Source organism: Pseudomonas sp. GM55, from assembly GCF_000282395.1.
Classification (GTDB): Bacteria; Pseudomonadota; Gammaproteobacteria; order Pseudomonadales; family Pseudomonadaceae; genus Aquipseudomonas; species Aquipseudomonas fluorescens_CC.
Genome location: NZ_AKJJ01000013.1, coordinates 1 through 26,329, shown reverse-complemented (window position 1 = coordinate 26,329; position 26,329 = coordinate 1). Strand labels below are relative to the sequence as shown.

Annotated in this window: 25 protein-coding genes and 3 pseudogenes; 16 read left to right on the top strand and 12 right to left on the bottom strand. The window is 60.5% G+C overall.

All coding sequences use genetic code 11. From position 1 onward, the window contains the following. The 4 genes and pseudogenes from PMI31_RS30655 to dinG all read right to left on the bottom strand — a co-directional run. Positions 1-126 (bottom strand): annotated as a pseudogene (locus PMI31_RS30655) (OmpA family protein); the annotation flags it as partial. Between the two features lie 113 nt (positions 127-239). Beyond that, positions 240-1,385: an EstA family serine hydrolase gene (locus tag PMI31_RS02770; RefSeq protein WP_008016069.1), complete on the bottom strand. Its 1,146-nt coding sequence runs from the start codon at positions 1,383-1,385 to the stop codon at positions 240-242. A 206-nt stretch (positions 1,386-1,591) separates the two neighbouring features. Next, entirely contained in the window at positions 1,592-3,994 is a 2,403-nt protein-coding gene (locus tag PMI31_RS02765) for a beta-galactosidase (protein WP_008016068.1), read from the bottom strand. Between the two features lie 96 nt (positions 3,995-4,090). Further along, positions 4,091-6,235, bottom strand: coding sequence for an ATP-dependent DNA helicase DinG (dinG, locus tag PMI31_RS02760; RefSeq protein ID WP_008016067.1), 2,145 nt, complete (start codon positions 6,233-6,235; stop codon positions 4,091-4,093). Positions 6,236-6,334: 99 nt separating this feature from the next. Between dinG and PMI31_RS02755 the strand changes: the two genes are divergently transcribed. Next, complete coding sequence (locus tag PMI31_RS02755; protein ID WP_008016066.1) at positions 6,335-6,799, top strand: CopD family protein; 465 nt, start codon at positions 6,335-6,337, stop codon at positions 6,797-6,799. A gap of 118 nt (positions 6,800-6,917) precedes the next feature. Here the strand turns inward: PMI31_RS02755 and PMI31_RS02750 are convergent, their stop codons facing one another. The 4 genes from PMI31_RS02750 to PMI31_RS02735 all read right to left on the bottom strand — a co-directional run bounded on the left by PMI31_RS02750 (position 6,918) and on the right by PMI31_RS02735 (position 9,590). Then, a complete protein-coding gene (locus tag PMI31_RS02750) occupies positions 6,918-7,676 on the bottom strand; it encodes a collagen-like protein (RefSeq protein WP_008016065.1) in 759 nt (252 codons plus the stop codon). Further along, complete coding sequence (locus tag PMI31_RS02745; protein ID WP_008016064.1) at positions 7,669-7,947, bottom strand: DUF1145 domain-containing protein; 279 nt, start codon at positions 7,945-7,947, stop codon at positions 7,669-7,671. The genes PMI31_RS02750 and PMI31_RS02745 overlap by 8 nt, the downstream gene beginning before the upstream one ends. A gap of 148 nt (positions 7,948-8,095) precedes the next feature. Further along, positions 8,096-8,809: an OmpA family protein gene (locus PMI31_RS02740; protein ID WP_008016063.1), complete on the bottom strand. Its 714-nt coding sequence runs from the start codon at positions 8,807-8,809 to the stop codon at positions 8,096-8,098. A 91-nt stretch (positions 8,810-8,900) separates the two neighbouring features. Further along, positions 8,901-9,590, bottom strand: coding sequence for an OmpA family protein (locus PMI31_RS02735; protein ID WP_008016062.1), 690 nt, complete (start codon positions 9,588-9,590; stop codon positions 8,901-8,903). Positions 9,591-9,779: 189 nt separating this feature from the next. On the opposite strand from PMI31_RS02735, the gene PMI31_RS02730 reads away from it, so the two are divergent. From PMI31_RS02730 to PMI31_RS02715, 4 genes are all read left to right on the top strand, one after another. After that, complete coding sequence (locus PMI31_RS02730) at positions 9,780-10,277, top strand: DUF6231 family protein (protein ID WP_008016061.1); 498 nt, start codon at positions 9,780-9,782, stop codon at positions 10,275-10,277. Positions 10,278-10,281: 4 nt separating this feature from the next. Continuing rightward, positions 10,282-10,758, top strand: a complete 477-nt coding sequence (locus PMI31_RS02725; protein WP_008016059.1) for a YchJ family protein — start codon at positions 10,282-10,284, stop codon at positions 10,756-10,758. Between the two features lie 87 nt (positions 10,759-10,845). Next, on the top strand, positions 10,846-11,340 hold the full coding sequence (locus PMI31_RS02720) for an LEA type 2 family protein (RefSeq protein ID WP_008016058.1): 495 nt from the start codon (positions 10,846-10,848) through the stop codon (positions 11,338-11,340). Continuing rightward, positions 11,337-11,543 carry an SEC-C metal-binding domain-containing protein gene (locus tag PMI31_RS02715; RefSeq protein ID WP_007955014.1) on the top strand — a complete coding sequence of 69 codons (207 nt, stop codon included), beginning with the start codon at positions 11,337-11,339 and terminating at the stop codon, positions 11,541-11,543. The genes PMI31_RS02720 and PMI31_RS02715 overlap by 4 nt, the downstream gene beginning before the upstream one ends. Positions 11,544-11,692: 149 nt before the next feature. Here the strand turns inward: PMI31_RS02715 and PMI31_RS02710 are convergent, their stop codons facing one another. After that, positions 11,693-12,250: a cysteine hydrolase family protein gene (locus PMI31_RS02710; protein ID WP_008016057.1), complete on the bottom strand. Its 558-nt coding sequence runs from the start codon at positions 12,248-12,250 to the stop codon at positions 11,693-11,695. Positions 12,251-12,440: 190 nt separating this feature from the next. On the opposite strand from PMI31_RS02710, the gene PMI31_RS02705 reads away from it, so the two are divergent. The 6 genes and pseudogenes from PMI31_RS02705 (at position 12,441) to PMI31_RS02680 (ending at position 19,468) form a co-directional block, all read left to right on the top strand. After that, complete coding sequence (locus PMI31_RS02705; RefSeq protein WP_008016056.1) at positions 12,441-14,891, top strand: penicillin acylase family protein; 2,451 nt, start codon at positions 12,441-12,443, stop codon at positions 14,889-14,891. Positions 14,892-15,272: 381 nt separating this feature from the next. Beyond that, positions 15,273-16,055: a transporter substrate-binding domain-containing protein gene (locus PMI31_RS02700; protein WP_008016055.1), complete on the top strand. Its 783-nt coding sequence runs from the start codon at positions 15,273-15,275 to the stop codon at positions 16,053-16,055. A gap of 56 nt (positions 16,056-16,111) precedes the next feature. After that, positions 16,112-16,840, top strand: a complete 729-nt coding sequence (locus PMI31_RS02695; RefSeq protein WP_008016054.1) for an ABC transporter permease — start codon at positions 16,112-16,114, stop codon at positions 16,838-16,840. Beyond that, on the top strand, positions 16,837-17,547 hold the full coding sequence (locus PMI31_RS02690; protein WP_008016053.1) for an ABC transporter permease: 711 nt from the start codon (positions 16,837-16,839) through the stop codon (positions 17,545-17,547). Before PMI31_RS02695 ends, PMI31_RS02690 begins: the two co-directional genes overlap by 4 nt. 26 nt (positions 17,548-17,573) lie before the next feature. Continuing rightward, a complete protein-coding gene (locus tag PMI31_RS02685; RefSeq protein WP_008016052.1) occupies positions 17,574-18,692 on the top strand; it encodes a succinylglutamate desuccinylase/aspartoacylase family protein in 1,119 nt (372 codons plus the stop codon). A 13-nt stretch (positions 18,693-18,705) separates the two neighbouring features. After that, positions 18,706-19,468, top strand: a pseudogene (locus PMI31_RS02680) (ABC transporter ATP-binding protein). A gap of 59 nt (positions 19,469-19,527) precedes the next feature. Here PMI31_RS02680 and PMI31_RS02675 read toward each other — a convergent pair. Both PMI31_RS02675 and dcd read right to left on the bottom strand, forming a co-directional pair. Continuing rightward, positions 19,528-19,737 (bottom strand): hypothetical protein, encoded by a 210-nt coding sequence (locus PMI31_RS02675; protein ID WP_043302162.1) that lies wholly within the window; start codon positions 19,735-19,737, stop codon positions 19,528-19,530. Between the two features lie 107 nt (positions 19,738-19,844). Continuing rightward, positions 19,845-20,411 (bottom strand): dCTP deaminase, encoded by a 567-nt coding sequence (dcd, locus tag PMI31_RS02670; protein ID WP_007940589.1) that lies wholly within the window; start codon positions 20,409-20,411, stop codon positions 19,845-19,847. Between the two features lie 353 nt (positions 20,412-20,764). Here dcd and PMI31_RS02665 point away from each other — a divergent pair, with 353 nt between their 5' ends. Next, complete coding sequence (locus PMI31_RS02665) at positions 20,765-20,974, top strand: cold-shock protein (protein ID WP_002554837.1); 210 nt, start codon at positions 20,765-20,767, stop codon at positions 20,972-20,974. A 155-nt stretch (positions 20,975-21,129) separates the two neighbouring features. On the opposite strand, the gene PMI31_RS02660 is transcribed toward PMI31_RS02665, so the two are convergent. Next, positions 21,130-22,137, bottom strand: a complete 1,008-nt coding sequence (locus tag PMI31_RS02660; RefSeq protein WP_008016049.1) for a DUF481 domain-containing protein — start codon at positions 22,135-22,137, stop codon at positions 21,130-21,132. 154 nt (positions 22,138-22,291) lie between these two features. On the opposite strand from PMI31_RS02660, the gene PMI31_RS02655 reads away from it, so the two are divergent. The 4 genes and pseudogenes from PMI31_RS02655 to PMI31_RS02640 form a co-directional block, all read left to right on the top strand. Next, complete coding sequence (locus PMI31_RS02655) at positions 22,292-22,654, top strand: MGMT family protein (RefSeq protein ID WP_443216973.1); 363 nt, start codon at positions 22,292-22,294, stop codon at positions 22,652-22,654. 44 nt (positions 22,655-22,698) lie between these two features. Continuing rightward, the gene (locus PMI31_RS02650) at positions 22,699-24,258 is read left to right on the top strand and encodes an AmpG family muropeptide MFS transporter (RefSeq protein WP_008016047.1); all 1,560 of its coding nucleotides are present in this window, start codon (positions 22,699-22,701) and stop codon (positions 24,256-24,258) included. Between the two features lie 143 nt (positions 24,259-24,401). Beyond that, complete coding sequence (locus tag PMI31_RS02645) at positions 24,402-26,117, top strand: proline--tRNA ligase (protein ID WP_008016046.1); 1,716 nt, start codon at positions 24,402-24,404, stop codon at positions 26,115-26,117. 19 nt (positions 26,118-26,136) lie between these two features. After that, a pseudogene (locus tag PMI31_RS02640) lies at positions 26,137-26,329 on the top strand (hypothetical protein); the annotation flags it as partial.

The window sequence follows — 26,329 nt, the reverse complement described above, 5'->3', positions numbered from 1 at the left end:
CGGCCAGTACCAGTGGCTGCCGCTCTCAGTCTTGGCGACCGGTGCCGTCGCGTCTTTCTGTGGAGTCTGTGCGCAACCGGTAATAGCGAAGCACAGGGCCAAGGCGAGAGTTTTATTGGATGACATTGGATATCCACAAGAATGAAGTCAAATAAATCTGGCCACATCGGCCCGTACAAACTGACGCTTTGAAACTGAAAAGGCTATCGGGTTCCTGCCCTGGAAGCCGATAGCCGCTTTTACAGACAAGTGGCCAGAACCCGCACCAGCTTTTGCGCGCGCGGGTCCATCAAGACGTACGGCCCCAGGGTATTTGTCACAAATCCGAAGGCCACATCGTACTCCGGGTCGGCAAAACCGATGGAGCCGCCAGCGCCCGGATGACCAAACGCGCGCGGGCCAAGGCCGAAGGTGGCGTTGGCAACGTCCGGTTGATCGAGCATGCACCCCAGACCGAAACGGGTCCGGGTCAGTAAAGTCTTGTCCTCGCCGAGGCTGTGCTCACGAGTCAACTCATCGAGCATTTCGCTTTCCAGCAGGCTGCCGTCGAGCAGGCCGGCGTAGAAACCGGCCAGGCTGCGGGCATTGCCATGGCCATTGGCGGCCGGTTGCTGCATGCGTCGCCACTCGGGTTTGTTGGTGCTGGTCATGATCGACGGCGGGTTGGTGAACGCCCGGGTCGTCATGGCCGTTGGCTCACGCATGGTCACTTGCAACAGGCGCTGGGCGGCGGCATCGCCGACATTGCCCTTGCCCCGCGCAATATGGGCCACGCGATAGAACTCTTCGTCGGCCAGCCCTACATGGAAGTCCAGGCCCAACGGTCTGGCGACCCGCGCAACGATAGACTCACCCGGCCCACGACCGTCGGCACGGCGCAGCAACTCGCCGACCAGCCAGCCATAGGTGATCGCCGCGTAACCGTGACCTTCGCCCGGCGTCCACCACGGCGCTTCGGCGGCCAGGGCGTCGACCATGGTTTGCCAGTCGTAAAGGGCTTCGGGGGCCAGTAATTCGCGCAATGCCGGAAGGCCGGCCTGATGGCAGAGCAGTTGACGAAGGGTGAAAGACTCCTTGCCGGCAGCGGCAAATTCGGGCCAGTAGCGCGCAACCGGGGCATCCAGTTGCAGCTTGCCTTCGGCCACCAGTTGCAGCGCGGTGACTGCAGTAAAGGTCTTGGTGCAGGAGAACAGGTTGGCGATGGTGTCGCTGTGCCAGGCCTCGGCCCCGTCCTTGTCGGCAGTGCCGGCCCAGAGGTCGAGCACCGTTTCGCCGCCGACCTGAATGCACAACGCGGCGCCACGTTCCTGTGGATCGTCGAACAACGCCGCGAAAGCCTCACGCACCGCCTCGAACTTAAGCTCGTAATGACCCTGAATCTGCACCCGCAACTCCCCGGATTAACGCTCTACAAAGTGGCGGGCATTGTTCCAGCCCTTGAGGGTTTTGGGAACAGGGTTGGGCCGGGCGGTTGCTACGTTTTATGCAAACTGAAACGACGCCTTCGCTGGCAAGCCAGCGCCTACAAGATTGCGTCATACCTGTAGGAGCTGGCTTGCCAGCGAAGAACGATGACGCGGTTCGTCAGGTCTCAGTGACCTTTCCCGGAGTGCCCACCAGCGCCCTTCCCCGGCCCCTTGCCAGCCTCGGCCTTGCGGCCGCCCTCGGCGTCGTGGCTGGCTTTGTCGGCGGCGGCCGCAGCCTTCTCGGCGTCTTTGCCCAATTGTTCGACTGTCGCCAGGTTGCTCTTGCGCACGCTGTCGACAAATCCCTGGAACGGCAGATCAGTGATGCCCACCAGCCCGAAGTGACCGTTTTCACCGTCAAGCAGGCGCCCCGTGACCGGTTGATCGAGGTACTGGAACCAATGCACGCCGACAATCGACGGCTCGCCCAAGGCCTGTTTGAGGAAGTTGGCATACGCCGCACCACGGTCCTCCTCCTTCGCCAACGGCGTGACGCCGCCCCAGAACGGGCCACGATCCGTCGAGCCGAAATTGAACTCGGTGACCAGCACCGGTTTGTCGAGGCTACGCAGCCTGGCGAAGTCGTAACCATCCTGAGGTTGCAGGGTATACATGTTGAAGCTCAACACGTCGCAATACTGGGCGCAGGACTCCACGGCTTCCGGCGTGCTGATGGCGAACCGTCCGCCGAGCAGCAGCTGGTTAGGCGCGTGCCACTGAAGTGAGTCGGAGATGGTCTTGAAGTAAGTGTCGGCAAAGACCTTCTGGAAGTATTTGAAGTCGGCTTCGATTTCCGGGTGCTCGGCGCTCGGGAGCGGCGGTACGAACCCCGGATCCTCCATCAGTTCCCAGGCGGGCAGATCAATGCCCCAGGCTTTCGACAGGCCATCCTGATTGCGGTACTTGTCGCGCAGTTGCTTGAGGAACGCCCGCTTGGCCGGCACGTCGGTGGTCATTTTCAAGGTGCCGTAGGCCAGCGCATAACGGGCTTTCGGGTCATCGCCGGGACCGGCCCAGGCCAGCTCATTGTCGGCGTAGTAACCGATCAGCCATGGATCGTCACGATGGTCGCGAGCGGCAATCGCCACGGCGCGTTCGGTGGCCATGGCAAAACGCGGGTCGAACGGGTCGGGCATGCCGCCCCACCAGTCGGTGCCGGTACTGATGCTGGCGTAGTCGCCGACAATCGACAGCGGCAAGGTGTACGGCACGCGATCAGCGTTACCCAGTACCGGGGCGCTCCAGTTGCCGATGGTGTTGAAACCCCAGGCCTGCAAGCGATCAAGGGTGTGACTGGCCCAGCGCTGCTCGTCGAACTTCGCTTTGCACGGTTCGACAGCCTTTGCCTCTGCCGCTTGCGCTACCGTTGCTTCGGACTTGGCCGCCTCGGCGACGCCAGCTTTGGTTTCGCTGCCCAACGCACAAGGATCACCATACAGGCGTTGCAGGTTGGCAGCGTAGAAGTCGTACCAGCGCCCGGCATTGTAGCCGCGCCCTTGATCGGCCCCATTGCCGCCACGGTTGTCGCCTTCGCCATAGAGGTTGGCCAGCGCCTCGTCAGCCTTGGGCAGGGATTCGAACATCCACTCGCGGCCGGCAACATAGGTCTGGTTGACATCCGGGGCCACGGTATTGACCCCGAGGGAATAGAACGGGTGGCCTTCAGGCGTCACCAGATACCAGCGACCGTCACGCTTCTCTGTGCGGAAAAAGCCGCTGGCCTTGAAGGATGGGCCTTTGGTCAAACCACCGAATTTGTCCAGGGAGGACTTTTCGCGCTCGGCCAGCCAGGTTTTCAGTTGTTGCTGCTCCTTGCTCGCGGCGCCTTTGAGTTGTTCGTCGCTGCTGATCTTTTCCGGCCATTTGCCCCGGGTCGACTGGCCGTAAGCATCCACCAACCCGCCGTACACGGCTTGGGTGACTGACTCACCATCCTGCACGCCAAAGCGCTCCAGCAGGATGCTCTGCGCGGCTTTCGGCTGGTCCATCGACAAACTCACCGACACCACTTCTCTGCGATCCAGCTCACCGGCGCTACTGGCCAGCAACACACGCTGGCCATCGACGGTCATCGGCATCGGCGGACCAGCCTTCATGCCCTGGCTCAACGGGGATGTCGCTTGCAGCGGCACCAAAAGGGTTTGTGCAGGTCCCGCCGGCAAATCGACGCGGCTGACCAGGGTCTTGCCGTCGTTGCTCTGGATTGTCACATACAGGGTCACGGCCCAGTTCATCGCGCTCTGGATCCGCAGGCTCATGACGCCCGACTGCGACCAGTCCCAGGCGCCGGTTTGCGGGGTCAGGCGCAACGTCGGCCGGGCGACCGGGTTGAACGTCACCCGGCGCAGCACTTCGCCCTCGGGGGTTTGCTCGGCGTTGGACTGCGGCAGGCTGGCATCCTGAGTCGCCACCTGGACCACGTCGGCGGGGCGCACAAAGTTGAACAGCGTCTGCTGGCCGGCGGGAGCGGCCAGCAAAGGTGTTGCGAACAGCAGGGCAAAAACGGCAGGCAACGAACGGCAAATCATGAGAACGAAATTCTCCCTAACGACCTTCAATGGGCCAGTGGAAAAGCGATGGCAGAGAGATAGACAACGCGGCGGGCAAAACTGCCCACCGGTGCGTCAGGAAATTTCTCGACGGAACGGCGGCAACGCGTTGAGGATGGCTTTGCCATAGCGCTGGGTCACCAGGCGCCGGTCGAGCAAGGTGATGGTGCCGCGGTCTTCTTCGGTACGCAGCAAGCGACCGCAGGCCTGGACCAGCTTCAGCGAGGCGTCTGGTACGGAGATTTCCATGAACGGATTGCCGCCCCGGGCCTCGATCCATTCGGACAAGGCTGCTTCGACGGGATCATCGGGCACCGAGAAAGGAATCTTGGCAATCACCACGTGCTCGCAATAGGCACCGGGTAAGTCGACCCCTTCGGCGAAGCTCGCCAGGCCGAACAACACGCTGGAATCGCCGCCATCGACTCGCGCCTTGTGCTTGTTCAGGGTTTCCTGTTTCGACAGGTTGCCCTGAATGAACACTTGCTTGCGCCAGTCACGGTCGAGGCCATCGAACACGTCCTGCATCTGTTTACGCGAGGAAAACAGCACCAGGGTGCCCCGCGAGCCTTCGACCAACTCAGGCAGATCACGAATGATCGCGGCGGTATGCGCGGCCGCATCACGGGGGTCGGCGTTCAGGTTCGGCACCCGCAACACACCGGCGTCGGCATGATGGAACGGGCTTGGCACCACCGCCGTCACGGCTTTTTTCGGCAGGCCGGCGCGCATGCGGAAGCGGTCGAAGGTGCCCAGCGCAGTCAAGGTCGCCGAGGTCACCAGACAGCCATACGCCACGTTCCACAAATTGCGCCGGAGCATTTCCGCCGCCAGGATGGGACTTGCGTTGACCTCGATGTCGAACAGCGAACCACTTTCGGCCAGGGTCAGCCAGCGGGCCATGGGCGGGTTGTCTTCCGGGTCTTCGACGGTGAAGGCGGTCCACAGCTCCCAGTTGCCGGAAGAGCGGGACAACAGGCTGCCGAACAGCGGATACCACTCTTCAGCCTGGTTGCTGGCGATGCCAATGTTGACTTCGCCGTCCATGCCTTCCTTGAGCAGGTCGGTCAGGCGGGTGAACAAATCGGTCAGCCGTGCGAAGCCTTTCTTCAGTTCGATGCCCATTTCACGCATGTGCTCGGGAATCACCCCGCCGACGAATCGATGACGCGGGCGCTCGCGGCCTTCAACGTCTTCGCCCGGTTTGAAATCGGCAATCTGCTCGCACGCGGTGAACATGAACTGCTGCTGGGTCTTGATCTCACGGGCCAGCTCCGGGACCTGCTCGATCAACTTGCCCAGGTCGCCCGGTAACGGATGCTGGGCGAGCAGTTTGGTGAGGTTCTTGGCGGTGGTTTCCAGCCAGTCGGCGGTGGAGCGCAGGCGCGTGTAATGGGCGAAATGGCCGATGGCCTTGTCCGGCAGGTGATGGCCTTCGTCGAATACGTAGATGGTGTCGCGCGGGTCCGGCAGCACGGCGCCGCCGCCCAGGGCCAGGTCAGCCAAGACCATGTCGTGGTTGGTGACGATCACGTCGACCTTGCCCATGCCTTCGCGGGCCTTGTAGAAAGCGCACTGGCCGAAGTTCGGGCAATGGCGGTTGGTGCACTGGCTGTGATCGGTGGTCAGGCGCGCCCAGTCGGCGTCTTCCAGGGCGGTTGACCAACTGTCGCGGTCGCCGTCCCATTTATTGCCGGCGAGTTTTTCGATCATGCTGGTAAACAGCTTCTGACTGGCCTCGTCGACCTCGATCTTGAAGCCTTCTTCTTCGAACAACTGTGCTGTGGCGGTCTGTGCGTGGCCTTCCTGGAGCAACATGTCGAGCTTGGACAGGCACATGTAGCGCCCACGCCCCTTGGCCAGGGCGAAGCTGAAATTCAGCCCGCTGTTGCGCATCAGGTCGGGCAAGTCCTTGTAGACGATCTGCTCTTGCAGGGCCACGGTGGCTGTGGCGATCACCAGGCGCTTGCCGGCGGCCTTCGCCGTGGGAATCGCCGCCAGGCTGTAGGCCACGGTCTTGCCGGTACCGGTGCCGGCTTCCACCGCGACTATCGCGGGGTCGCCACTGCGCCGGCCTTCGTCGTCGGTGTCGATGTCACCCAGGACCTTGGCAACTTCGGCGATCATCAGGCGTTGGCCGTAGCGCGGCTTGAGGCTCTTGGCTTCGAGAAAACGCGAATAGGCGCCCTGGATCGTGGTTTTGAGTTCGGTGCTGATCATGGATTGTCGGGCGCAAAAAACGCTGGATAAATTTTCAGTGGTTCGGTTCGGCGGCTATCATACCCCGCTAATGAATCCCGCGCAGAACGGAGTAACCCAATGACACCTTTTAGCCTCATTTATAGCCTGCATGTACTGGCCGCTCTGGTCTGGGTCGGCGGCATGTTTTTCGCCTGGATGGTCCTGCGCCCCGCCGCGATCAAGGCACTTGAAGGCCCTGCCCGGCTGAAGTTATGGATAGAAGTGTTTCAAGGCTTTTTCCGCTGGGTCTGGGTGGCGGTCGTGCTGTTGCCGGTCAGCGGCGTGGGCATGCTGAATCTGCACTTCACCGGTTTTGAAAACGCGCCGCGCTATGTGCAGGTGATGATGGGCTTGTATGTGGTGATGACCGCGCTGTTTATCCGTATTCAGGCGCTGATGCTGCCGGAACTGCGCACCGCCGTGGCCGAGCAGGATTGGCCGGTGGGGGCTGCAGCGCTGGGGAGGATTCGCAGGGTGGTGGGGATTAATTTGCTGGTGGGGTTGGTGGTGGTGGCGATTGCGTCGGTTCGGCCGACGTTTTAAACGCTTCGTCGGCACGCCGCCCGGACCAAGCCCGTTCCCACAGGGACTGAGAAAATCCTGTGGGAGCGAGCCTGCTCGCGATAGCGGTTTGACAGACAGCCCACATTTGGGCGACTGCTTATAACCGCTGAACCGTCACCGAACCCGCCGCCCCTTCTGGCCCAGGCTGACCATCAGCCCCGGGTTTACCGCTCTTGCCGCCATCGGCCTTGTAGATCAGGCAACCCTTGGCCTTGCCACCCGCGCCCGGCTTGCCGCCCGGGCCGGCCAGGCCACCGGCACCGCCAGCCACCTGAACCTTGATTCGGTCTGCCGGGAAGTCGTGCGGCACCGCCAGTTTAACCAGCGCCCCTGGCGCCCCCGGCTGACCATTGCTGCCATCACTGCCATCGGCGCCGCGACCGGCCTGGCCCCAGGTGCACCCCGGTTCCTGGCCATTAGCCCCATCGAGACCGACAAACCCCGGTGCACCCGCGCCACCACGGGCATCAACGATCAATTGCGCTGCGTTCAGTGCCTTGATCTGCAAATCAAGATTGCGTCCGGACCGAGCAGCCTTCTGATAGGTCCCGGGTGCACCACGGGCAGTGATCTGGCTGCCTTCGGACAAATCGGCGCGATGGACCTTCAGCGCCAGCGCCTGCTCCCCCGGCACGATGGCGATACGCGCTTCACGCCCCAGATGCAATTCACCCACGGTGACTTCGGTGACGTTCGAGGGAATCAGCAAGGTGCCGTAATCGGCCACTTCCAGGCGCTCCAGTTGCAGGGCGCTGGCGGTGTTGGGCAAGCGCATCAACGAGTTGGGTTCGACACTCACCACCTGTGCGCAGGCCAATGGGCTGATGAATGCGGCGAGCAGGCAGAGTTTACGCATGGGAAGCCTTCGAAGCGGTAGGGGCTGGAATGGTTTGCAGATGGAATACGCCGAAAATGACGATCTTCAGGCGGTCAAGCCAGGGATGGGTGCGCCCCCGCAGGCTGCGATAACACAGCAATGCTTCCAGTAGATGGATGAATCCCAACAGGCCGCCGGCCAGATTGACCAACGGGTGCAGCGGAAAGACGAACGGCGTGAGCAGGTTGACCAGCACCACCGACCAGAACACCAGGGTCAATAACCGCCCCAGCCCCCATATGACTTTCATACGCTCCCCCGATGAGAATTATTGTTTGCACGCACAGTAACGGCTTCCACGCGGGTTAAGCCAGAGGGCAACGGAAAATTCTTCATGGAGGCCGCCGAACGGCCGTCGCTGCGCTCACAACTGTCGCTCGACGGCTCTATCTCTTGGCTCAGCGGTTTATATGCAGATCCACGCGACGGTTTTTCGCACGACCTTCTTCCGTTTCATTGTCGGCAATCGGCTGACGCTCGCCCTTGCCTTCGCTGGTGACTTTGTTCGGCACCACACCCTGGCTCAGCAAGTACTCCGCCACGCTGCTGGCGCGTCGCTCCGACAAGGCCTGGTTATAGGCATCCGAACCGACGCTGTCGGTATGGCCGACCACCTTGATGCTGACCACATCGGCATCCTCGAACTTGCTCATCAATGCATCCAGACGACTCTTCGCCGTCGGGGTCAGGTCGGATTGATTGAAGGCAAACAGCACGTCATCGCTCAGGGTGATGACTTCGGACTGTGCGGCCTCGGGTTTGACGCTGGCGGCCGGATACTGCGGCGCCGGGCAACCGTGATGATCGACCGAGGTATTGGCGGGGGTGTCAGGACAACGGTCGCGTCGGTCGAAAATGCCGTCGCCGTCTTCGTCGCCATCCTGGGCATAGCAGATCAAGCCGCCGGACAAGATACCCAGCGCCGCGCCGCCCGCAGCCCAACTGCCACTCTCGATGGCGCCCAGACCACCACCGACCAGGCCGCCAATGAGGCTGCAAATTGGCCAGGTTCGTTGATTGAGGGGGGCAGTACCATCGCTGTGGGTCGCGCAGCCGGTCAAGAGGCTGCCAAGTAGCAGAACCGGCAAGACGGTCCTTGTGAGAACGATCATGTTGAAAGCTCCTGTGTCCCCGGCCAGTACCGGTTACACAGGAGTAAAGACCCGCATCCGCGACTGCACAAGGCGCGGATGCGAGGGGGGCTTAACGCTCGATTTTGATTTCCGTACGACGGTTCTGTGCACGACCGTCAGCGGTTTTGTTGTCAGCAACCGGCTGGCTTTCACCGGCACCGACAACCGACACGAAGTTACTGCGAGGTACGCCTTGCGAGATGAGGTATTCAACCACCGAGTGGGCGCGTTTATCCGACAGTTTCTGGTTGTAGGTGTCGCTGCCCACGCTGTCGGTATGACCGGTGACGGTCAGTCTGGCAGTCGGGGCTTCGGCTTTCAGGCGAGTGGCAATCTTGTCGAGTACCATTTTGTCGGACGAGGTAAGCGTGGCTTTATCAAACTGGAAGTGAACATCGCGGATGACGATGGTTTCTTCCTTGACCACAACCGCTTCTTCGACCACAGGTGCCGGTGGTGGGCAACCATTGGCATCGACCTGAACGCCTTTTGGCGTGCCTGGGCACTTGTCACGGCTGTCCGGCACACCGTCGCCGTCTTCGTCGCCATCCCCGTGAACCCAGCAATAGGCCGCTGCCGTGCCGCCGACGAGCAGAGCACCATACCCTGCCCATGCCGAGCTTTCGGTCGCACCGAGGCCCGCGCCCACGACACCACCAACCGCCGCGCAGGTCGGCCAATCGGTTTTCTGCAAACCTGCGCAACCAGTCAAGACACTGGTTAGCAGAACCAAGGGTAATGCTGTCCGAACTATGCTCATCTAGTTTTCTCCTGAAGGATCGGCTTAGAACCGATTCAGGTAGTAAAGACCCGAGTTTTAAACTCCGCCAGCAATAGGCCATGCTGTTTATTCACGCTTTAGCGACAGGTTGGCGCTTTTGTCGCCAAGCCGCTCTAGGCCCGAACCTTCGGGCAGGCTAGTCTTGGCAGATCTGATTGAGGATCTTCGATGACTGCAGATATTTCTTCACGCACGCCGCAACAGGCACTGGCCGCTTTACTTGACCGATATGCCCCCGCGCGCCTGTTGCTGATCGGTGCCAGCGAGTTCCCGGCACTGGAAGCTTTCAAACTTGCTCACCCTGACAGCAGCGTCGCTTGCGCTGCCCCCGGGCCGTTGCCCACCGAGTTGGCAGCCCGCCGATTCGACCTGGCCCTGGCGGTCGATTGCCTGGAGCACTTGCCCAAGCGCGACGGCCTGAACCTGCTGGGCGGCATCCGCAACCTCAACGCCAGCCGCATCGCCGTGCTGGCGGATCTGCCGGCCTGCGGCTGGCAGGAAACCGACTTTTTCTCCCTGGCCCTGCAAGCCAGCGAACGCTTTCAACGGGACGAACAGGTCCTGACCCTGTTTACCTACGATCTGCTTGAATACAAACAAGTCCCCGACTGGCTCAATTCGCGCTTCTGGGCCAATCCGGAAAACTTCGGGAAATACTGGTGGTAATGCAATGAGTACATCCATTTGCCCTTGCGGCAGCGGCACCCCGCTCGACGCCTGCTGCGGTCACTACCATGCCGGGCACCCGGCGCCGTGCGCGGAAGCCTTGATGCGCTCGCGCTACAGCGCCTATGTGCTGGGACTGGTCGATTATCTGGTGGCCACCACCCTGCCTGCCCAACAGGCCGGCCTGGACCGTCAATCGATCAGCGACTGGAGCGCGCAAAGCACATGGTTGGGCCTTGAGGTGGAAAGCTCCGAAGTACTGGGTGGCCAGCCTGAACACGCCTTCGTGACCTTCACCGCGCGGTGGCACGACAGCGGTGGCGAGCACAGCCACCGCGAGCGTTCGTCATTTGTGCAAAACACCGGGCGCTGGTATTTCATCGACCCCACCGTGCCGCTCAAGGCCGGACGCAATGACGCCTGCCCGTGCGCGAGCGGGCAGAAGTTCAAGAAGTGTTGCGCGGGGTATTTCAGCAGCTAGGACAGGGAATGCCTGCCCACCTCGCAGGAGCTGCCGAAGGCTGCGATCTTTTGGGTCTAGACTGGGGCTCAAGGGAGAAACACTACGATGATCATCCGCCGCGGCGCACTCTATTTGCTCACGTTGTTCCTGACACTGGGACTCGGCGGCTGCGTATCGTGGTTCGGCGACGACTTGCCGGACCCCGAAGTCCATCTGGTGAAGATAGAGGTGGTCCGCGCCAAATTGCTGGAACAGAAACTCCTCCTGCATTTTCGCATCGACAACCCCAACGACAGCGACCTGACGGTGCGCAGTCTGGAGTACCGCATTCACTTGGGTGACATTCTGCTGGCCGAAGGCGAGCATGAACACTGGTTCACCGTCGGCCCCAAACACAGCGCCTACTTCAAGGTGCCGATCCGCACCAACCTGTGGTCAAAGGTGCGTGACCTGGTCAAACAGCTGAAAAAACCCGATCAGCCCGTTCCTTATCGTCTGGAAGGTGAACTGGAAACCGGTATATTCATCGCCCACTACGTGCACCTGGCGCGCAATGGCGTGATAATCCCCGCCGATTTAATTCCGGAGCAACACCGATGACCCAGCAACCCCACGTCCATGGCCCTGACTGCAACCACGATCATGACCATCACCACCATGATCACGACCACGGCCACGTCCACGGCCCGAACTGCGGCCACGCTCACCAGGAACCGGTGCGCAACGCCCTGAAAGATGTCGGCCGCAACGATCCATGCCCGTGCGGCAACGGCAAGAAATTCAAGAAGTGCCACGGCGCTTGATGCTTCGGGCGAAGATTGGCTTCGCCTGTTGAATCGTCTTCGCGAACAGGCCTGTGCTGTGAATGCAGTTCCCTTGCTCGCGATGGACTGTCAGTCGACACCTGTGTAGCTGACACACCATCGCGAGCAAGCTCGCTCCTACAGGTTTTTCAGTCAGCCGTTAATACACAGGCAGTACTGACCACCGTCGCATACTCACCGTGCAAATTCCCCAATGACATCACATGCACCTCCTCGGCGCTATGGGCATGGCCGAAAAAGTCAGCCTTGTCGAAGGTAAAGCACGCATCCTCGACGACCCACGTATCAAACCCCAGGTTGCCCGCGGTCCGCGCCGTGGATTCCACCGAGTTGTGGGTCGCGACACCGACGATGATCAACTGCCCGATCCCCGCCTCGCGCAACTCAGTCTCCAGCCCTGTCGAACAAAACGCATCCGGCACCTGTTTCTGGATCAGGCGTTCGCCGGCCCTTGGTGCAAAACGCTCCTGAAATTCCACCCCCGACTGCTGCGGCCAGAACACTGAGTCCTCTGACCGGAACAGGTGCTGCACATGGATCACCGGCCGAGCGGTACGCCGCCAATGGTCGAGCATTTCCAGCATGCGCGCTTCGGCCTGCGGGTTGTTCCTGCGGCCGAGTCTGGGGTGAAGGATGCCTTTTTGTTGATCGATGATGATCAGTGCCGCGTTTGTCTTGAGCTCCATGCCGACGGTTCTCCAGGATTGTTGGCCGTGTCGCACTTCAACATCACCCACTGCGACTGGCAAGGCAGGATCCTTTCGGTTTATCAGACAAATCCTCAAATAACCTTGCAGCCCGCTTGCGCGGCCACCTCCCGCTCACTAACGTAGCGCCTTTATTTCGCGCCGCCTCTACCCCCGCAGGAGCTTTGCCATGGCCTCGCCAGCCCTTACTCATTTTCTACCCCGGTTCGGCGTTGCCGCAGCAGTGGCCGGTGTCTTGAGCCTGACCGGTTGTCAGAACTTCAACGCCCAGGACACCCTCCCGCCGACCTCCGGCGTACAACCGCTCAAGGGCCTGGCGCAGAACGTTTCGGTGCGCCGCAATACCATGGGCATGCCGCTGATCGAAAGCAACAGTTTCCACGACGCGCTGTTCACCCTCGGTTACGTGCATGCCAGCGACCGCATCACGCAAATGGTCACCCTGCGCCTGCTGGCCCAGGGCCGTTTGGCCGAGATGCAGGGCGCGGACCTGCTGGATGCCGACCGTTACATGCGGGCGGTCAACCTGAAGAAAAGTGCCGGCGAGTTGTACAAGGCCTCTTCGCCGCGCCTCAAGCGTTTCTTCGAAGTCTATGCGCGGGGCGTCAATGCCTATCTGTTCCGCTACCGCGACAAACTGCCGGCGGACCTGGCGGCCACCGGCTACAAGCCTGAATACTGGCAGCCGGAAGATTCGGCGCTGATTTTCTGCCTGCTGAACTTCAGCCAGTCGACCAACCTGCCGGAAGAAATTTCCTCGCTGGTACTGGCCCAGTCCGTCACCACCGACAAACTCGCCTGGCTGACACCGTCGGCTCCCGACGAAAAACTGCCGGTCGCCGAAAGCGAAAAACTGCAAGGACTCAAGCTCAACGGGCAAGTCCCGGGGCTGGCCGAACTCGGTAAAGCCACTGGGCAACTGTCGGACCTCAATCTGCTGGGTGCCACCTCGTCGAACAACTGGGCGATCGCCCCGCAGCGCAGCCGCAGCGGCAAGAGCCTGTTGGCCAGTGACAGTCACGGCCCGCTGGGCGTGCCTTCGCTGTTCAGTTACGTGCAGATTCGCGCGCCGAAGTATCAGGCGTCCGGCGTGACCATTGCCGGCCTGCCGATGGTGCTCGGTGGTTTCAACGGCAAAGTGGCGTGGAGCATGACGTCCGTGATGGGCGACAACCAGGACCTGTTCCTGGAGAAAATCAAACGCCAGGGCAACGGGCTTACCTACGAGAACGCCGGGAAATGGCAGCCGGCGATCGTGCGCAACGAAACCTATTTCGTCAAAGGCCAGCGACCGATTCGCGAAGCCGTGTACGAAACCCGCCATGGCCCGCTGCTCAACAGTGCCCAGGGCACCACTCTGGCCAATGGTTTCGGCCTGGCCTTGCAGATGCCGAGCTTCACCGACGACAAGAGCCTGGACGCGTTCTTCGACCTGTCCCGCGCCCAGAGCGTCGAGAAAGCTTCGGATGCCAGCCGCGAAATCCGCGCCATCGCGCTGAACCTGCTGTTTGCCGATGCCAGCCACATCGGCTGGCAAGTCACCGGCCGCTACCCGAACCGCCGCGAAGGCGAAGGCCTACTGCCCTCGCCGGGCTGGGAAGGCCGCTACGATTGGGACGGTTATGCCGACCCGATGCTGCACCCGTACGACCAGGACCCGGCCCAAGGCTGGCTCGGCACTGCCAACCAGCGGGTCATTCCCCATGGCTACGGCATGCAGTTGTCCAACTCCTGGGCCGCTCCGGAACGCGGCGAGCGCCTGGCCGAACTGGCCGGCACAGGCAAACATGACAGCCGCAGCCTGATCGCCATGCAATACGACCAGACCACGACCTTCGCTGCCAAGCTGAAGAAGATGTTTGAAGCGCCGGGCATGGCCCAGCCACTCAAACAGGCCATCGACGCCTTGCCGGCGACCGATCGCGCCAAGGCACACGAGGCCTACAGCCGCTTGATGGCATTCGACGGCAAACTCGGCCCGACCGCCACCGATGCGGCAATCTACGAGTTGTTCCTGCAGGAAAGTACCCGGCAGATCTTCCTCGATGAACTGGGCCCGGAAAGCAGTCCGGCATGGAAGGCCTTTGTCGCCGACGGCAAGTTGTCCTACTCGGCCCAGGCCGATCATTTGCTCGGGCGTGAGGACAGCCCGTTCTGGGACGATGTGCGCACCGCGCAGAAAGAAGACAAACCGGCCATCCTCGCTCGCAGCCTCGCCGCAGCGATCAGCGCAGGCGACAGCCAGTTGGGCAGCGATCACAAAGCCTGGCAGTGGGGCAAACTGCATCGCTATGAATGGAAGAACAGCAGCGGCCAGACCGTACGCGGACCGCTGCCGGCCGGGGGCGATCACACTACACTCAACACCGCCGCCTTCGCCTGGGGTCAGGACTTCAACACCACGCTGGCGCCAGCCATGCGCTTTATCGTCGACTTCGGCCAGTCCGAACCGCTGATGGCGCAGAACGGCACCGGCCAGTCCGGCAACCCGGCCAGCCCGAATTACCTCAACAGCATCGAACCGTGGCTCAAGGGCCAATACATGAGCCTGCCGATGCAGCCGCAGAACTTCGACAACGCCTATGGCAAGGCGCGGTTGACTCTGACGCCGGGAAAATAAACCTGCGCTGTATCTGTGGGAGCCTGCTCGCGAAAGCGGTCTGACATTCAAAAGAGAGGTTGAATGTTGAATCGCCTTCGCGGTTGCGCTGGCGCAAGGACAAGTCGGTCGACGAAGCCGACACGTTGACGCCCCTGAAAAATCTGCTCAGCCAGGCCCTCTTTTCATCCTCGATATTTTTTCTTTTTGAACCGAACCGGTGCGGCCATTTCCCTGCGCACGTTTTCGTGCATAAATCTGTCTCCGGCCATTTCCAAGCACCTTTTTAAACGCTTGTTCGGCACTCTGGTTCGGAAATTGCTACTTTCAATAGGTCTCACGCGTTCCAGTAACAACAATTCTGCGCCACGAGCGCTCATATTGGTATTTAGGGATTGAATAATGAAAAAAGCATTGCTGACCCTTTCTGCACTGGCGTTGTGCGTGGCTGCTGGCTCCGCCATGGCGAAGGAGTACAAAGAGCTGCGTTTCGGCGTTGACCCTTCCTACGCACCGTTCGAGTCGAAAGCGGCCGATGGCAACCTGGTAGGCTTTGACATCGATCTGGGGAACGCGATCTGCGCCGAACTGAAGGTCAAGTGCAAGTGGGTCGAAAGTGACTTCGACGGCATGATCCCTGGCCTGAAGGCCAACAAATTCGACGGTGTGATCTCGTCGATGACCGTTACCCCGGCCCGCGAAAAAGTCATCGACTTCTCCAGCGAGCTGTTCTCCGGCCCAACCGCTTACGTGTCCAAGAAAGGTTCCGGCGTGACCGCAGACGTCGCGTCCCTCAAGGGCAAAACCGTCGGCTACGAACAAGGCACCATTCAGGAAGCCTATGCCAAAGCCATTCTGGACAAAGCCGGCGTAAAAACCCAGGCCTACGCCAACCAGGATCAGGTCTACGCTGACTTGACTTCCGGTCGTCTCGATGCAGGGATCCAGGACATGCTGCAAGCCGAACTGGGCTTCCTGAAGTCGCCACAGGGTGCCGACTACGAAGTCAGCAAGCCGGTCGACAATGAACTGCTGCCGGCCAAAACAGCGGTCGGTATTAAGAAAGGTAACACCGAGCTGAAAGCGCTTTTGGATAAAGGTATCAAAGCGTTACACGATGATGGCACCTACGCCACCATTCAGAAGAAACACTTTGGCGATCTGAATCTGTACAGCGGCAAATAATGCCCGGCGCCCATCTCGCGATGGGCGCTTTTTTCTTCCGATCAGGTTGCTGATTTATGTTCGAAAACCTTTTACAAAATCTGGGGCTCTCAGCCTTCAGCCTCAAGGGCTTCGGTCCGTTGCTGATGCAAGGCACCTGGATGACGATCAAGTTGTCAGCGTTGTCGCTGTTGGTAGCCGTGTTGCTCGGACTGCTCGGCGCCAGTGCCAAGTTGTCAAAAGTCAAACTGATGCGCGTGCCCGCCCAGCTTTACACCACACTCATTCGCGGCGTTCCGGACCTGGTTCTGATGCTGCTGATTTTCTACAGCCTGCAAACCTGGCTGACCTCGTTTACCGATTTCATGGAATGGGAATACATCGAGATCAACCCGTTCAGTGCCGGGGTCATTACCCTGGGCTTCATCTATGGTGCGTATTTCACCGAAACCTTCCGTGGCGCGATTCTCGCCGTCCCACGGGGTCAGGTCGAAGCGGCCACCGCCTATGGCCTCAAGCGTGGCCAGCGCTTCTGGATCGTGGTGTTCCCGCAGATGATGCGTTATGCCCTGCCGGGTATCGGTAACAACTGGATGGTGATGCTCAAGGCCACCGCGCTGGTATCGATCATTGGCCTGGCCGATCTGGTCAAGGCTGCCCAGGACGCCGGCAAAAGCAGCTATCAGCTGTTTTACTTCCTGGTACTTGCCGCGCTGATTTACCTGGTGATCACCAGCGCGTCCAACTTCATTCTGCGCTGGCTCGAACGTCGTTACTCCGCAGGCACACGGGAGGCCGTACGATGATCGAACTCCTGCAGGAATACTGGAAAGCCTTCCTCTACACCGACGGGCAGAACATCACCGGCCTGGCCATGACCATGTGGCTGCTCAGCGCTTCGATTTTCTTCGGCTTCATCGTGTCGATTCCGCTGTCCATCGCCCGGGTTTCTCCACACTTCTACATTCGCTGGCCGGTGCAGTTCTACACCTACCTGTTCCGCGGTACGCCGCTGTATATCCAACTACTGATCTGCTACACGGGGATCTACAGCCTGGCCGCCGTACGCGCGCAGCCGCTGCTCGACAGCTTCTTCCGCGATGCGATGAACTGCACCATCCTGGCGTTCGCCCTGAACACCTGCGCCTACACCACGGAGATCTTCGCCGGGGCGATTCGCAGCATGGCCCATGGTGAAGTCGAAGCGGCCAAGGCCTATGGCCTGACCGGCTGGAGGCTGTATGCCTACGTGATCATGCCGTCGGCCTTGCGTCGCTCGTTGCCTTACTACAGCAACGAAGTGATTCTGATGCTGCACTCGACCACCGTGGCCTTCACCGCAACCATCCCGGACATTCTGAAAGTCGCACGGGACGCCAACTCGGCGACCTTCCTGACCTTCCAGTCGTTCGGCATCGCCGCGCTGATCTACCTGACCGTCACGTTTGCGCTGGTCGGCCTGTTCCGCCTTGCCGAACGCCGATGGCTGGCCTTCCTCGGGCCGACCCACTAGGTCTCAACCTGCTTCAGGAACAACAGATGCGCCACCAGAAACATGACCTGCTGGCCCCGCTGCCGGGGACCGCGAGACAGATCCACAGTTTTCACTTCGGCCCACAACCGGCCAACGGCAAGATCTACATCCAGGCCTCCCTGCACGCCGACGAAATGCCCGGCATGCTGGTGGCCTGGCACCTCAAGCAACGTCTGGCGGAGCTGGAAGCCGCCGGGCGCCTGCGTAGCGAAATCGTGCTGGTGCCCATCGCCAACCCCGTGGGCCTGGAACAAGTGCTGATGGATGTGCCGCTGGGCCGCTACGAACTGGAAAGTGGCCAGAACTTCAACCGCTGGTTCGTCGACCTCAGTGAAGAAGTCGGCAACGCGATCGAGGGCAAGCTCGGTGACGATCCGCAGCACAATCAGCAATTGATCCGCAGCAGCCTGCGCGATGCGTTGGCCCGGCAGACCGCCGACACCCAACTGCAATCCCAGCGCCTGACCCTGCAGCGACTGGCCTGCGACGCCGACATGGTGCTCGACCTGCATTGCGATTTCGAAGCGGTCACGCACCTCTACACCACACCTGAAGCCTGGCCGCAGGTCGAGTCGCTGGCCCGCTACATCGGCGCCGAAGCCAGCCTGCTGGCAACCGATTCCGGTGGCCAGTCGTTCGACGAATGCTTCACCCTGCTCTGGTGGCAGTTGAAGGAACGCTTCGGCGAACACTTTGACATTGCACCAGGCAGTTTTTCCGTGACCGTCGAATTGCGCGGCCAGGGCGACGTCAATCACCCGCTGGCCAGCCTCGACTGCCAGGCGTTGATCGACTATCTGATCCATTTCGGCGCGATCGCCGGCGAACCCGCGCCCCTGCCCGAGCTGCCCTACCCGGCGACACCGCTGGCCGGTGTAGAACCGGTGGCCACGCCTGTCGGCGGGCTGCTGGTGTTCACCGCGCTGCCGGGCCAGTACCTGGAAGCCGGGCAACTGATCGCCGAGATCATTGATCCGATCAACGATCGCGTCACCCCCGTTCATTGCTCCGCCGCCGGGTTGATGTACGCCCGTTCGCTGCGCCGCATGGCCACTGCCGGCATGGTGATCGCCCACGTCGCGGGCACCGAAGCCTATCGCAGCGGCTATCTACTTTCGCCTTGAGGATGCATGCCCCATGTACAAATTGACCATCGAAGGCCTGCATAAAAGCTATGGCGACCATGAAGTCCTCAAAGGTGTTTCACTCAAGGCCAGGACCGGCGACGTCATCAGCCTGATCGGCGCCAGCGGCTCGGGTAAAAGTACCTTTCTGCGCTGCATCAACTTTTTGGAACAACCCAACGACGGCGCCATGAGCCTCGACGGGCAGAACATCCGCATGATCAAGGATCGTCACGGCATGCACGTGGCCGACGCCAACGAACTGCAGCGGATTCGCACCCGTCTGGCCATGGTGTTCCAGCACTTCAACCTGTGGAGCCACATGACGGTGCTGGAAAACATCACCATGGCTCCGCGCCGGGTACTGGGGTGCGACAGGAAAGAAGCCGAGGACCGCGCCCGGCGCTACCTCGACAAGGTGGGGCTGGCCTCCCGCGTGGCGGACCAGTACCCGGCATTCCTGTCCGGCGGTCAACAACAGCGGGTCGCGATTGCCCGGGCACTGGCCATGGAGCCGGAAGTCATGCTGTTCGACGAGCCGACTTCGGCGCTGGACCCGGAACTGGTGGGTGAAGTGCTCAAGGTGATCCAGGGCCGCCGAAGAAGGCCGGACCATGATCATGGTGACCCACGAAATGAGCTTCGCCCGCAAAGTGTCGAGCCAGGTGTTGTTTCTGCACAAGGGCCTGGTTGAGGAAGAAGGCGCGCCGGAAGACGTGCTGGGCAATCCGAAAAGCGAGCGGTTGAAGCAGTTCCTGAGTGGCAACCTGAAGTAACGCCTAATGCAAAACCTGTGGGAGCGAGCCCGCTCGGCTCGCTCCCACATTCAATTCAATCAGACAACGGGCGCAGGTGGTGGCTCATCCGGCAAAGTGGGTTCACCAGGCTCCATCGGCTCTTCGTTCGGGGTATCAGGGTCAGGCTGACCGGGGATGCCCCCCGCCATGCTGACGGGTGGATGTGCCATCAAGTACCAGGCCAGAACGCCAACCTGATTGGGTTCAAGCCTTGCCAGTTCGGCACTGATTCGTGGATCGATCTTCATTCGGCACTCCTGAGCGATGGCCCGACCCGCCTTGCGCGGATCGGAGCAGTACACTCCGTAGAGTGTACGCCCGCTCAGGAATTCCCGGTATTTGTCGGACGGTTGACTCAGGTGCGAGGCAGGGTCACGCCACGCTGGCCCTGGTACTTGCCGCCACGGTCCTTGTAGGACACTTCACACTCTTCGTCCGACTCGAGGAACAGCATCTGCGCCACGCCTTCGTTCGCGTAGATTTTCGCCGGCAGATTGGTGGTGTTGGAGAACTCCAGGGTCACATGACCTTCCCACTCAGGCTCGAGCGGCGTGACGTTGACGATGATGCCGCAGCGTGCGTAGGTGCTTTTGCCCAGGCAAATGGTCAATACATTACGCGGGATGCGGAAGTATTCGACGGTGCTGGCCAGGGCGAAGGAGTTCGGCGGAATGATGCACACGTCGCTGTGGATGTCGACGAAGCTGCCGGCATCGAAGTTTTTCGGGTCGACGATCGCCGAGTTGATGTTGGTGAACACCTTGAAATGATTAGTGCAGCGCACATCGTAGCCGTAGCTTGACACGCCGTAGGAGATCACACGGCTGTCGTCGCTGCCGCGCATCTGGCGCTCGACGAAAGGCTCGATCATGCCGTGCTCTTGCGCCATGCGGCGAATCCACTTGTCCGATTTGATGCTCATGGCGGGTGTCCTGAATAGCGAGGTCGAAAAATTCTGTCCGGCATCTTACCGGGCGCGCCGCCGGGTTCAAAGTCCGCGGTGCAATTCTCGCCGAACAGGCAGGAATTACCTGCGCTGGCGACGAACCGTCACACCGCCGATCCTTAAAACAGAGAAACCTGTGCAAGAAGCATTGGCACGTTCCGGAAAAAGGGTTAAGGTGGCGTCACTGTGCTGCTTGTGTCACTGAGAATCTCTACACGATATGTTGAATTTCGATCCAACCATCTACAAGAATTTTTCCTGCTCTTTGCACTCAGTCTCGGCCAGGGTTCTTCCTGAGTCGCAGTTATCTTTGTTCAAGGAGTTACACCATGTCTAATCGCCAAACCGGTACCGTTAAGTGGTTCAACGATGAAAAAGGCTTCGGCTTCATCACTCCACAATCCGGTGACGACCTGTTCGTTCACTTCAAAGCTATCCAGTCCGACGGCTTCAAAAGCCTGAAAGAAGGCCAACAGGTTTCTTTCATCGCTACCCGCGGTCAGAAAGGCATGCAAGCTGAAGAAGTTCAAGTTATCTAACTTGTACTTGCTTTAGTAAAAAGCCCCGCCCTCAACAGCGGGGCTTTTTTGTGGGCGGGTGTTTTGTCCACACAAAAAAGATCGCCGCTTTCGACAGCCCCTGCCCCTGTGCTGATCTTGCAGGAGCTGTCGAAGGCGGCGATCTTTTGATTTTCTTACCAGGTCACGCCAAACCCTGCGGTGTAGCGTGTCTTGTCCAGATCCGCATCGTCGGTGCCGCTGATGATGTCCCGCTCCGCCTTCAGGTTCAGCGAAGCCCAGTCAGTCACCTTGTAGCGCAACCCCATCTCGGCATCGAGTGCGTAGTCGGCCACTTCCGACAGCGGCCTGCCGACCTCACCATTAGTGAAAAACTCGACACGCTTGCCGATCAGGTAGCGGTTGTAGTCCCACTTCATGGCCAGGGCGTAGAAATTGTCCTTGCTGCCATCAGAGAACTCATAGTCCGTGTGGTTGACCAGCGAGCCCAGGGAGAACGCCCCGAGTTCGTCATCCCAGAACTGATAGCCGGGACCGGTACCGACGGTGCGCTGACGGGAAAGGTCTTCGACCTTGTCGCGCTTGTAGACCAGGCGTCCCTGCCAGAACCATTGTTCGGTCAGGAATCGGTCGATGGAGTACTCGGCCCGCCAGTTGTCGGTGGTCACCACGCTGTCCTGGAACTCGCGGTTGTATTCGCCTTCGGCGGTATGCCGCCAGCGACCGTGACGCGCACTGGTCTTGAAATCGATGCCGTAGTCATCGGTATCGTTTTCCGCCCGCTGATAATCCAGCGCGATATCGACGTTGCCTTTCCACACCAGATCCTCGACCACCGGTTTTGGCTTGAGAATCTGCTGAATGCTCGCCAGTTCGACCGTCTTCGGTGCTTCGCCATTGGCCAGCGTGACCTTGCCGGCGTCCGCCGCTTTCAGCGACTTGGCTTTCTCGCCAGTGTACGCATCCTGCTTGACCAGCAACTCCTGATCGCTGTCCAGGGTCTTGACCTGTTTCCAGTCGATCGTCACCGCACCGGCGTACTCGGTCTGGAGCAGCAGCTTGCCGCCATCGAACAGCGTGATCTTGCCGCTCAGCTTGTCACCGTTCTTCAACCACACGGTATCGGCAAGCAAGGGCGTGGAAGCACCGAGGACGGCAAGACACAACAGGGATCTGGACAACATAAGCAAAATACAGGCTCAGGCTTGCAAGAAAAGTCGGCATTATCCGTAGGAACAAGGCCCTGACAAGGACTGACCCGACTATTTCTGGTGAGTTCATTTCTCAACTGCCTGTACAGGAATTACTCTACAGATGGTAAAGCAGACTTGTTCAGGAATGACGGACGTGACCGATCCAAGCGATGAACCCGAGAGTGCGGCGCAAATCCGACGCACGGCGTTGTATCTGACACTGGCGCAAGTTCCCGAGGGCAAAGTCGTCAGCTACGGTCAATTGGCCGAGCTGGCAGGACTGGGTCGCGCCGCCCGCTGGGTCGGCCGCACCCTCAGCCAATTGCCGAGCGACAGCAAGTTGCCCTGGCATCGCGTCCTGGGCGCAAACGGACGTATCAGCCTGCCGGTTGGCAGCCCTTCGGGGGATGAGCAGCGCGCACGATTACGCATGGAGGGCATCAGTGTCCTGAATAATCGTGTTGATATTCAGCGCCATGGCTGGCGCCCGGTAGAGCACAGCGGTTAGAGTGCGCGCTTTGTTTCCGTATTTCTTGAGGCAGACTCCAGCCCATGCCCCGTAAAACCTGGCGCGCCGCGCTCGCCGCTTATGCCAGCCCCTCGACACTCGTGCTGTTGCTGCTCGGTTTCGCCGCCGGCCTGCCTTACATGCTGGTGTTTTCGACGCTTTCGGTCTGGCTGCGTGAAGCCGGCGTGGCTCGCGAAACCATTGGCTATGCAAGCCTGATCGGCCTGGCGTACGCCTTCAAATGGGTCTGGTCACCGCTGCTCGACCAGTGGCGACTGCCATTGCTCGGCAAACTCGGTCGACGACGATCCTGGCTCGTGTTGTCCCAGGCACTGGTCATCCTTGGCCTGATCGGGATGGGGTTCTGCGACCCGCAAAAGCATCTCTCCTGGCTCATCGCTATCGCAGTGATCGTCGCCTTTGCCTCGGCGACGCAGGATATTGCGGTAGACGCCTATCGCCTGGAGATCGCCGAAGACAATCGTCAGGCCGCCCTGGCCGCCAGCTACATGTCCGGTTACCGGGTTGCTGCGCTGCTGGCGACTGCAGGCGCGCTGTATTTCGCCGAAGGCTTTGGCTCCACCGGCTTCAACTACAAGCATTCGGCCTGGGCCGGCACTTATATCCTGTTCGGGTTGCTGATGGTCCCGGCACTGCTGACTTCACTGTTCATGCGCGAACCGCCCGTGCCGTTACGCACGCAACTGCAAGCCGGACGCTACAGCTTCGTGCACCAACTGGCTTCGGTATTCGTGCTGATCATATTGCTGGTGTCCGTGCCGGCCATGTTCACCCAGCTCTACAACACCGACTTTGCCAGCGTACTGTTCGAAGGCGTGAGCCTGCTCGATCTGCTGCTTGAAGACCGCGCGTTCCTGCGGGCCATCCTCTATATCACGCTCACCGCCCTGTGCCTCTCGGCCATGGGCCGTCGCGGCCTGGCGCCGGTACTTACGCCGGTCAACGATTTCATCCTGCGATACCGCTGGCAAGCGCTGCTGTTGCTCGGCTTGATCGCCACCTATCGGATGTCCGATACGGTCATGGGTGTGATGGCCAACGTGTTCTATATCGACCAGGGCTTCACCAAGGACCAGATCGCCAGCGTCAGCAAGATCTTCGGCCTGATCATGACCCTGGTCGGCGCCGGCATGGGCGGCCTGCTGATCGTGCGTTTCGGCATCCTGCCGATCCTGTTCATCGGCGGCTTCGCTTCTGCGGCGACCAACATCCTGTTCCTGATGCTCGCCGACATGGGCCCCAACCTGAACATGCTGGTGCTGACCATCTCCCTGGACAATTTCAGTTCAGGCCTGGCCACCTCCGCCTTCGTCGCCTACCTGTCGAGCCTGACCAACCTCAAGTTCTCCGCCACCCAGTACGCCCTGCTCAGCTCGATCATGCTGCTACTGCCACGCCTGATCGGCGGCTACTCCGGGGTCATGGTGGAGAAGTTCGGTTATCACGACTTCTTCCTGATTACCGCCCTGCTGGGCGTTCCGACCCTGCTGTTGATCGCCTTGCACTGGTTCCAGGAAAACCGCCGCGCAGGCCCGACACCTACACCGGAACCGGTGCAGACCCCGGTCGCCGAAGAATCGTAGGTTCTTGGCCCTGGAAAAGTCGCGGAGGGCCGAGTGAATCGCGCCCTCCTGCCACACCACCGACCGCACGCCTGTACGCCAGCGGAACTCACCCGTACAATGCTCCGTCATTTCTCGTCATCAGCAATCGATAACGGCCAACCATGCGCACCAGTCAATTTTTGCTCGCCACACAAAAAGAAACGCCTTCCGACGCGGTCGTGATCAGCCACCAGCTGATGCTGCGCGCCGGCATGATCCGCAAACTCGCCTCGGGCCTGTACACCTGGCTGCCGATGGGCTTGCGGGTAATGCGCAAGGTCGAAGCCGTCGTTCGTGAAGAAATGAACGCCGCCGGCTCTCTCGAAGTGTTGATGCCGAGCACGCAACCGGCTGAGCTGTGGCAGGAATCCGGGCGCTGGGAAGAGTACGGCCCTGAACTGCTGCGCTTCAAGGATCGCCACGGTCGCGATTTCTGCGCAGGTCCCACCCACGAAGAAGTCATCACCGATCTGATGCGCAACGAGTTGAGCAGCTACAAGCAGCTGCCGATAAACCTGTACCAGATCCAGACCAAATTCCGTGACGAAATCCGCCCGCGCTTCGGCTTGATGCGCGGCCGCGAATTCATCATGAAGGACGCCTACTCGTTCCACGCCGACCAGGCTTCGCTGCAGGTCACCTACGACCGCATGCACCAGGCCTACTGCAACGTGTTCACCCGTCTGGGCCTGAAGTTCCGCCCTGTTGAAGCCGACAACGGCTCCATCGGCGGTGCCGGCTCCCACGAGTTCCACGTGCTGGCCGAGTCCGGTGAAGACGACATCGTTTTCAGCAACGGCTCCGACTACGCCGCGAACATCGAGAAAGCCGAAGCCGTGCCACGGGAAACCTCGCGCGCCGCTCCGACTGAAGAACTGCGCCTGGTCGACACGCCGAACGCCAAGACCATCGCGCAACTGGTCGAAGGCTTCAACCTGCCGATCGAGAAAACCATCAAGACCCTCGTGGTGCACGCTGAAGAAAAAGGCAAGCTGATTGCCCTGATCATCCGTGGCGACCATGAGCTGAACGAAATCAAGGCGGCCAACCAGCCAGGCGTTGCCAGCCCTCTGGTCATGGCCTCGGAAAGCGAACTGCGCGACGCCATTGGCGCGGGCGCCGGTTCCCTCGGCCCGTTGAACCTGCCGCTGCCGATCATCATCGACCGTTCGGTCGAACTGATGAGCGACTTTGGCATCGGTGCCAACATCGATGACAAACACTACTTCGGCGTGAACTGGGAGCGCGACCTGCCTGTTCCGACCGTTGCCGACCTGCGTAACGTTGTGGCCGGCGACCCGAGCCCGGACGGCAAAGGCATCCTGGAAATCAAGCGCGGCATCGAAGTCGGGCACATCTTCCAGCTGGGCAACAAGTACAGCAAAGCGATGAAGTGCGAAGTGCTGGGCGAGAACGGCAAGCCGGTCACCCTGGAAATGGGTTGCTACGGCATCGGCGTGTCCCGCGTGGTAGCGGCTGCCATCGAGCAGAACAACGACGAAAACGGGATCATCTGGAGCGACACTCTCGCGCCATTCCAGATTGCCCTGGTGCCGTTGCGCTACGAAACCGAGCAGGTTCGCGAAGCCACCGACAAGCTGTACGCGGAACTGACCGCTGCCGGCTTCGAAGTGTTGCTGGACGACCGTGACAAGAAAACCAGCCCGGGCATCAAGTTCGCGGACATGGAGCTGATCGGCATTCCACACCGGATCGTGGTCAGCGACCGCGGCCTGGCCGAAGGCAACCTGGAATACAAGAGCCGTACCGAGGCCGACGCACAAGCGCTGCCGGTCGCCGAGGTGCTGTCCTTCCTTCAGGCCCGCATCCGCCGCTGATACCGGATATAGAGGCGTCATGTTCAAGCGAAACACCTTAGGCCTCGGTGGTGCCGCCTTGTGCGGCACCCTGCTGGTCAGCGGCTGTGCCAACCACATGTCACAACGCAGCGAGCAAGAGGAACGTGTCGAGCGCAAATTGCTCGATCACAGCCTGCAGATCGATGTCGGTGAGCCCAAGGTGCTTGAGCTGCCGCAACGGCGGGGGGAAA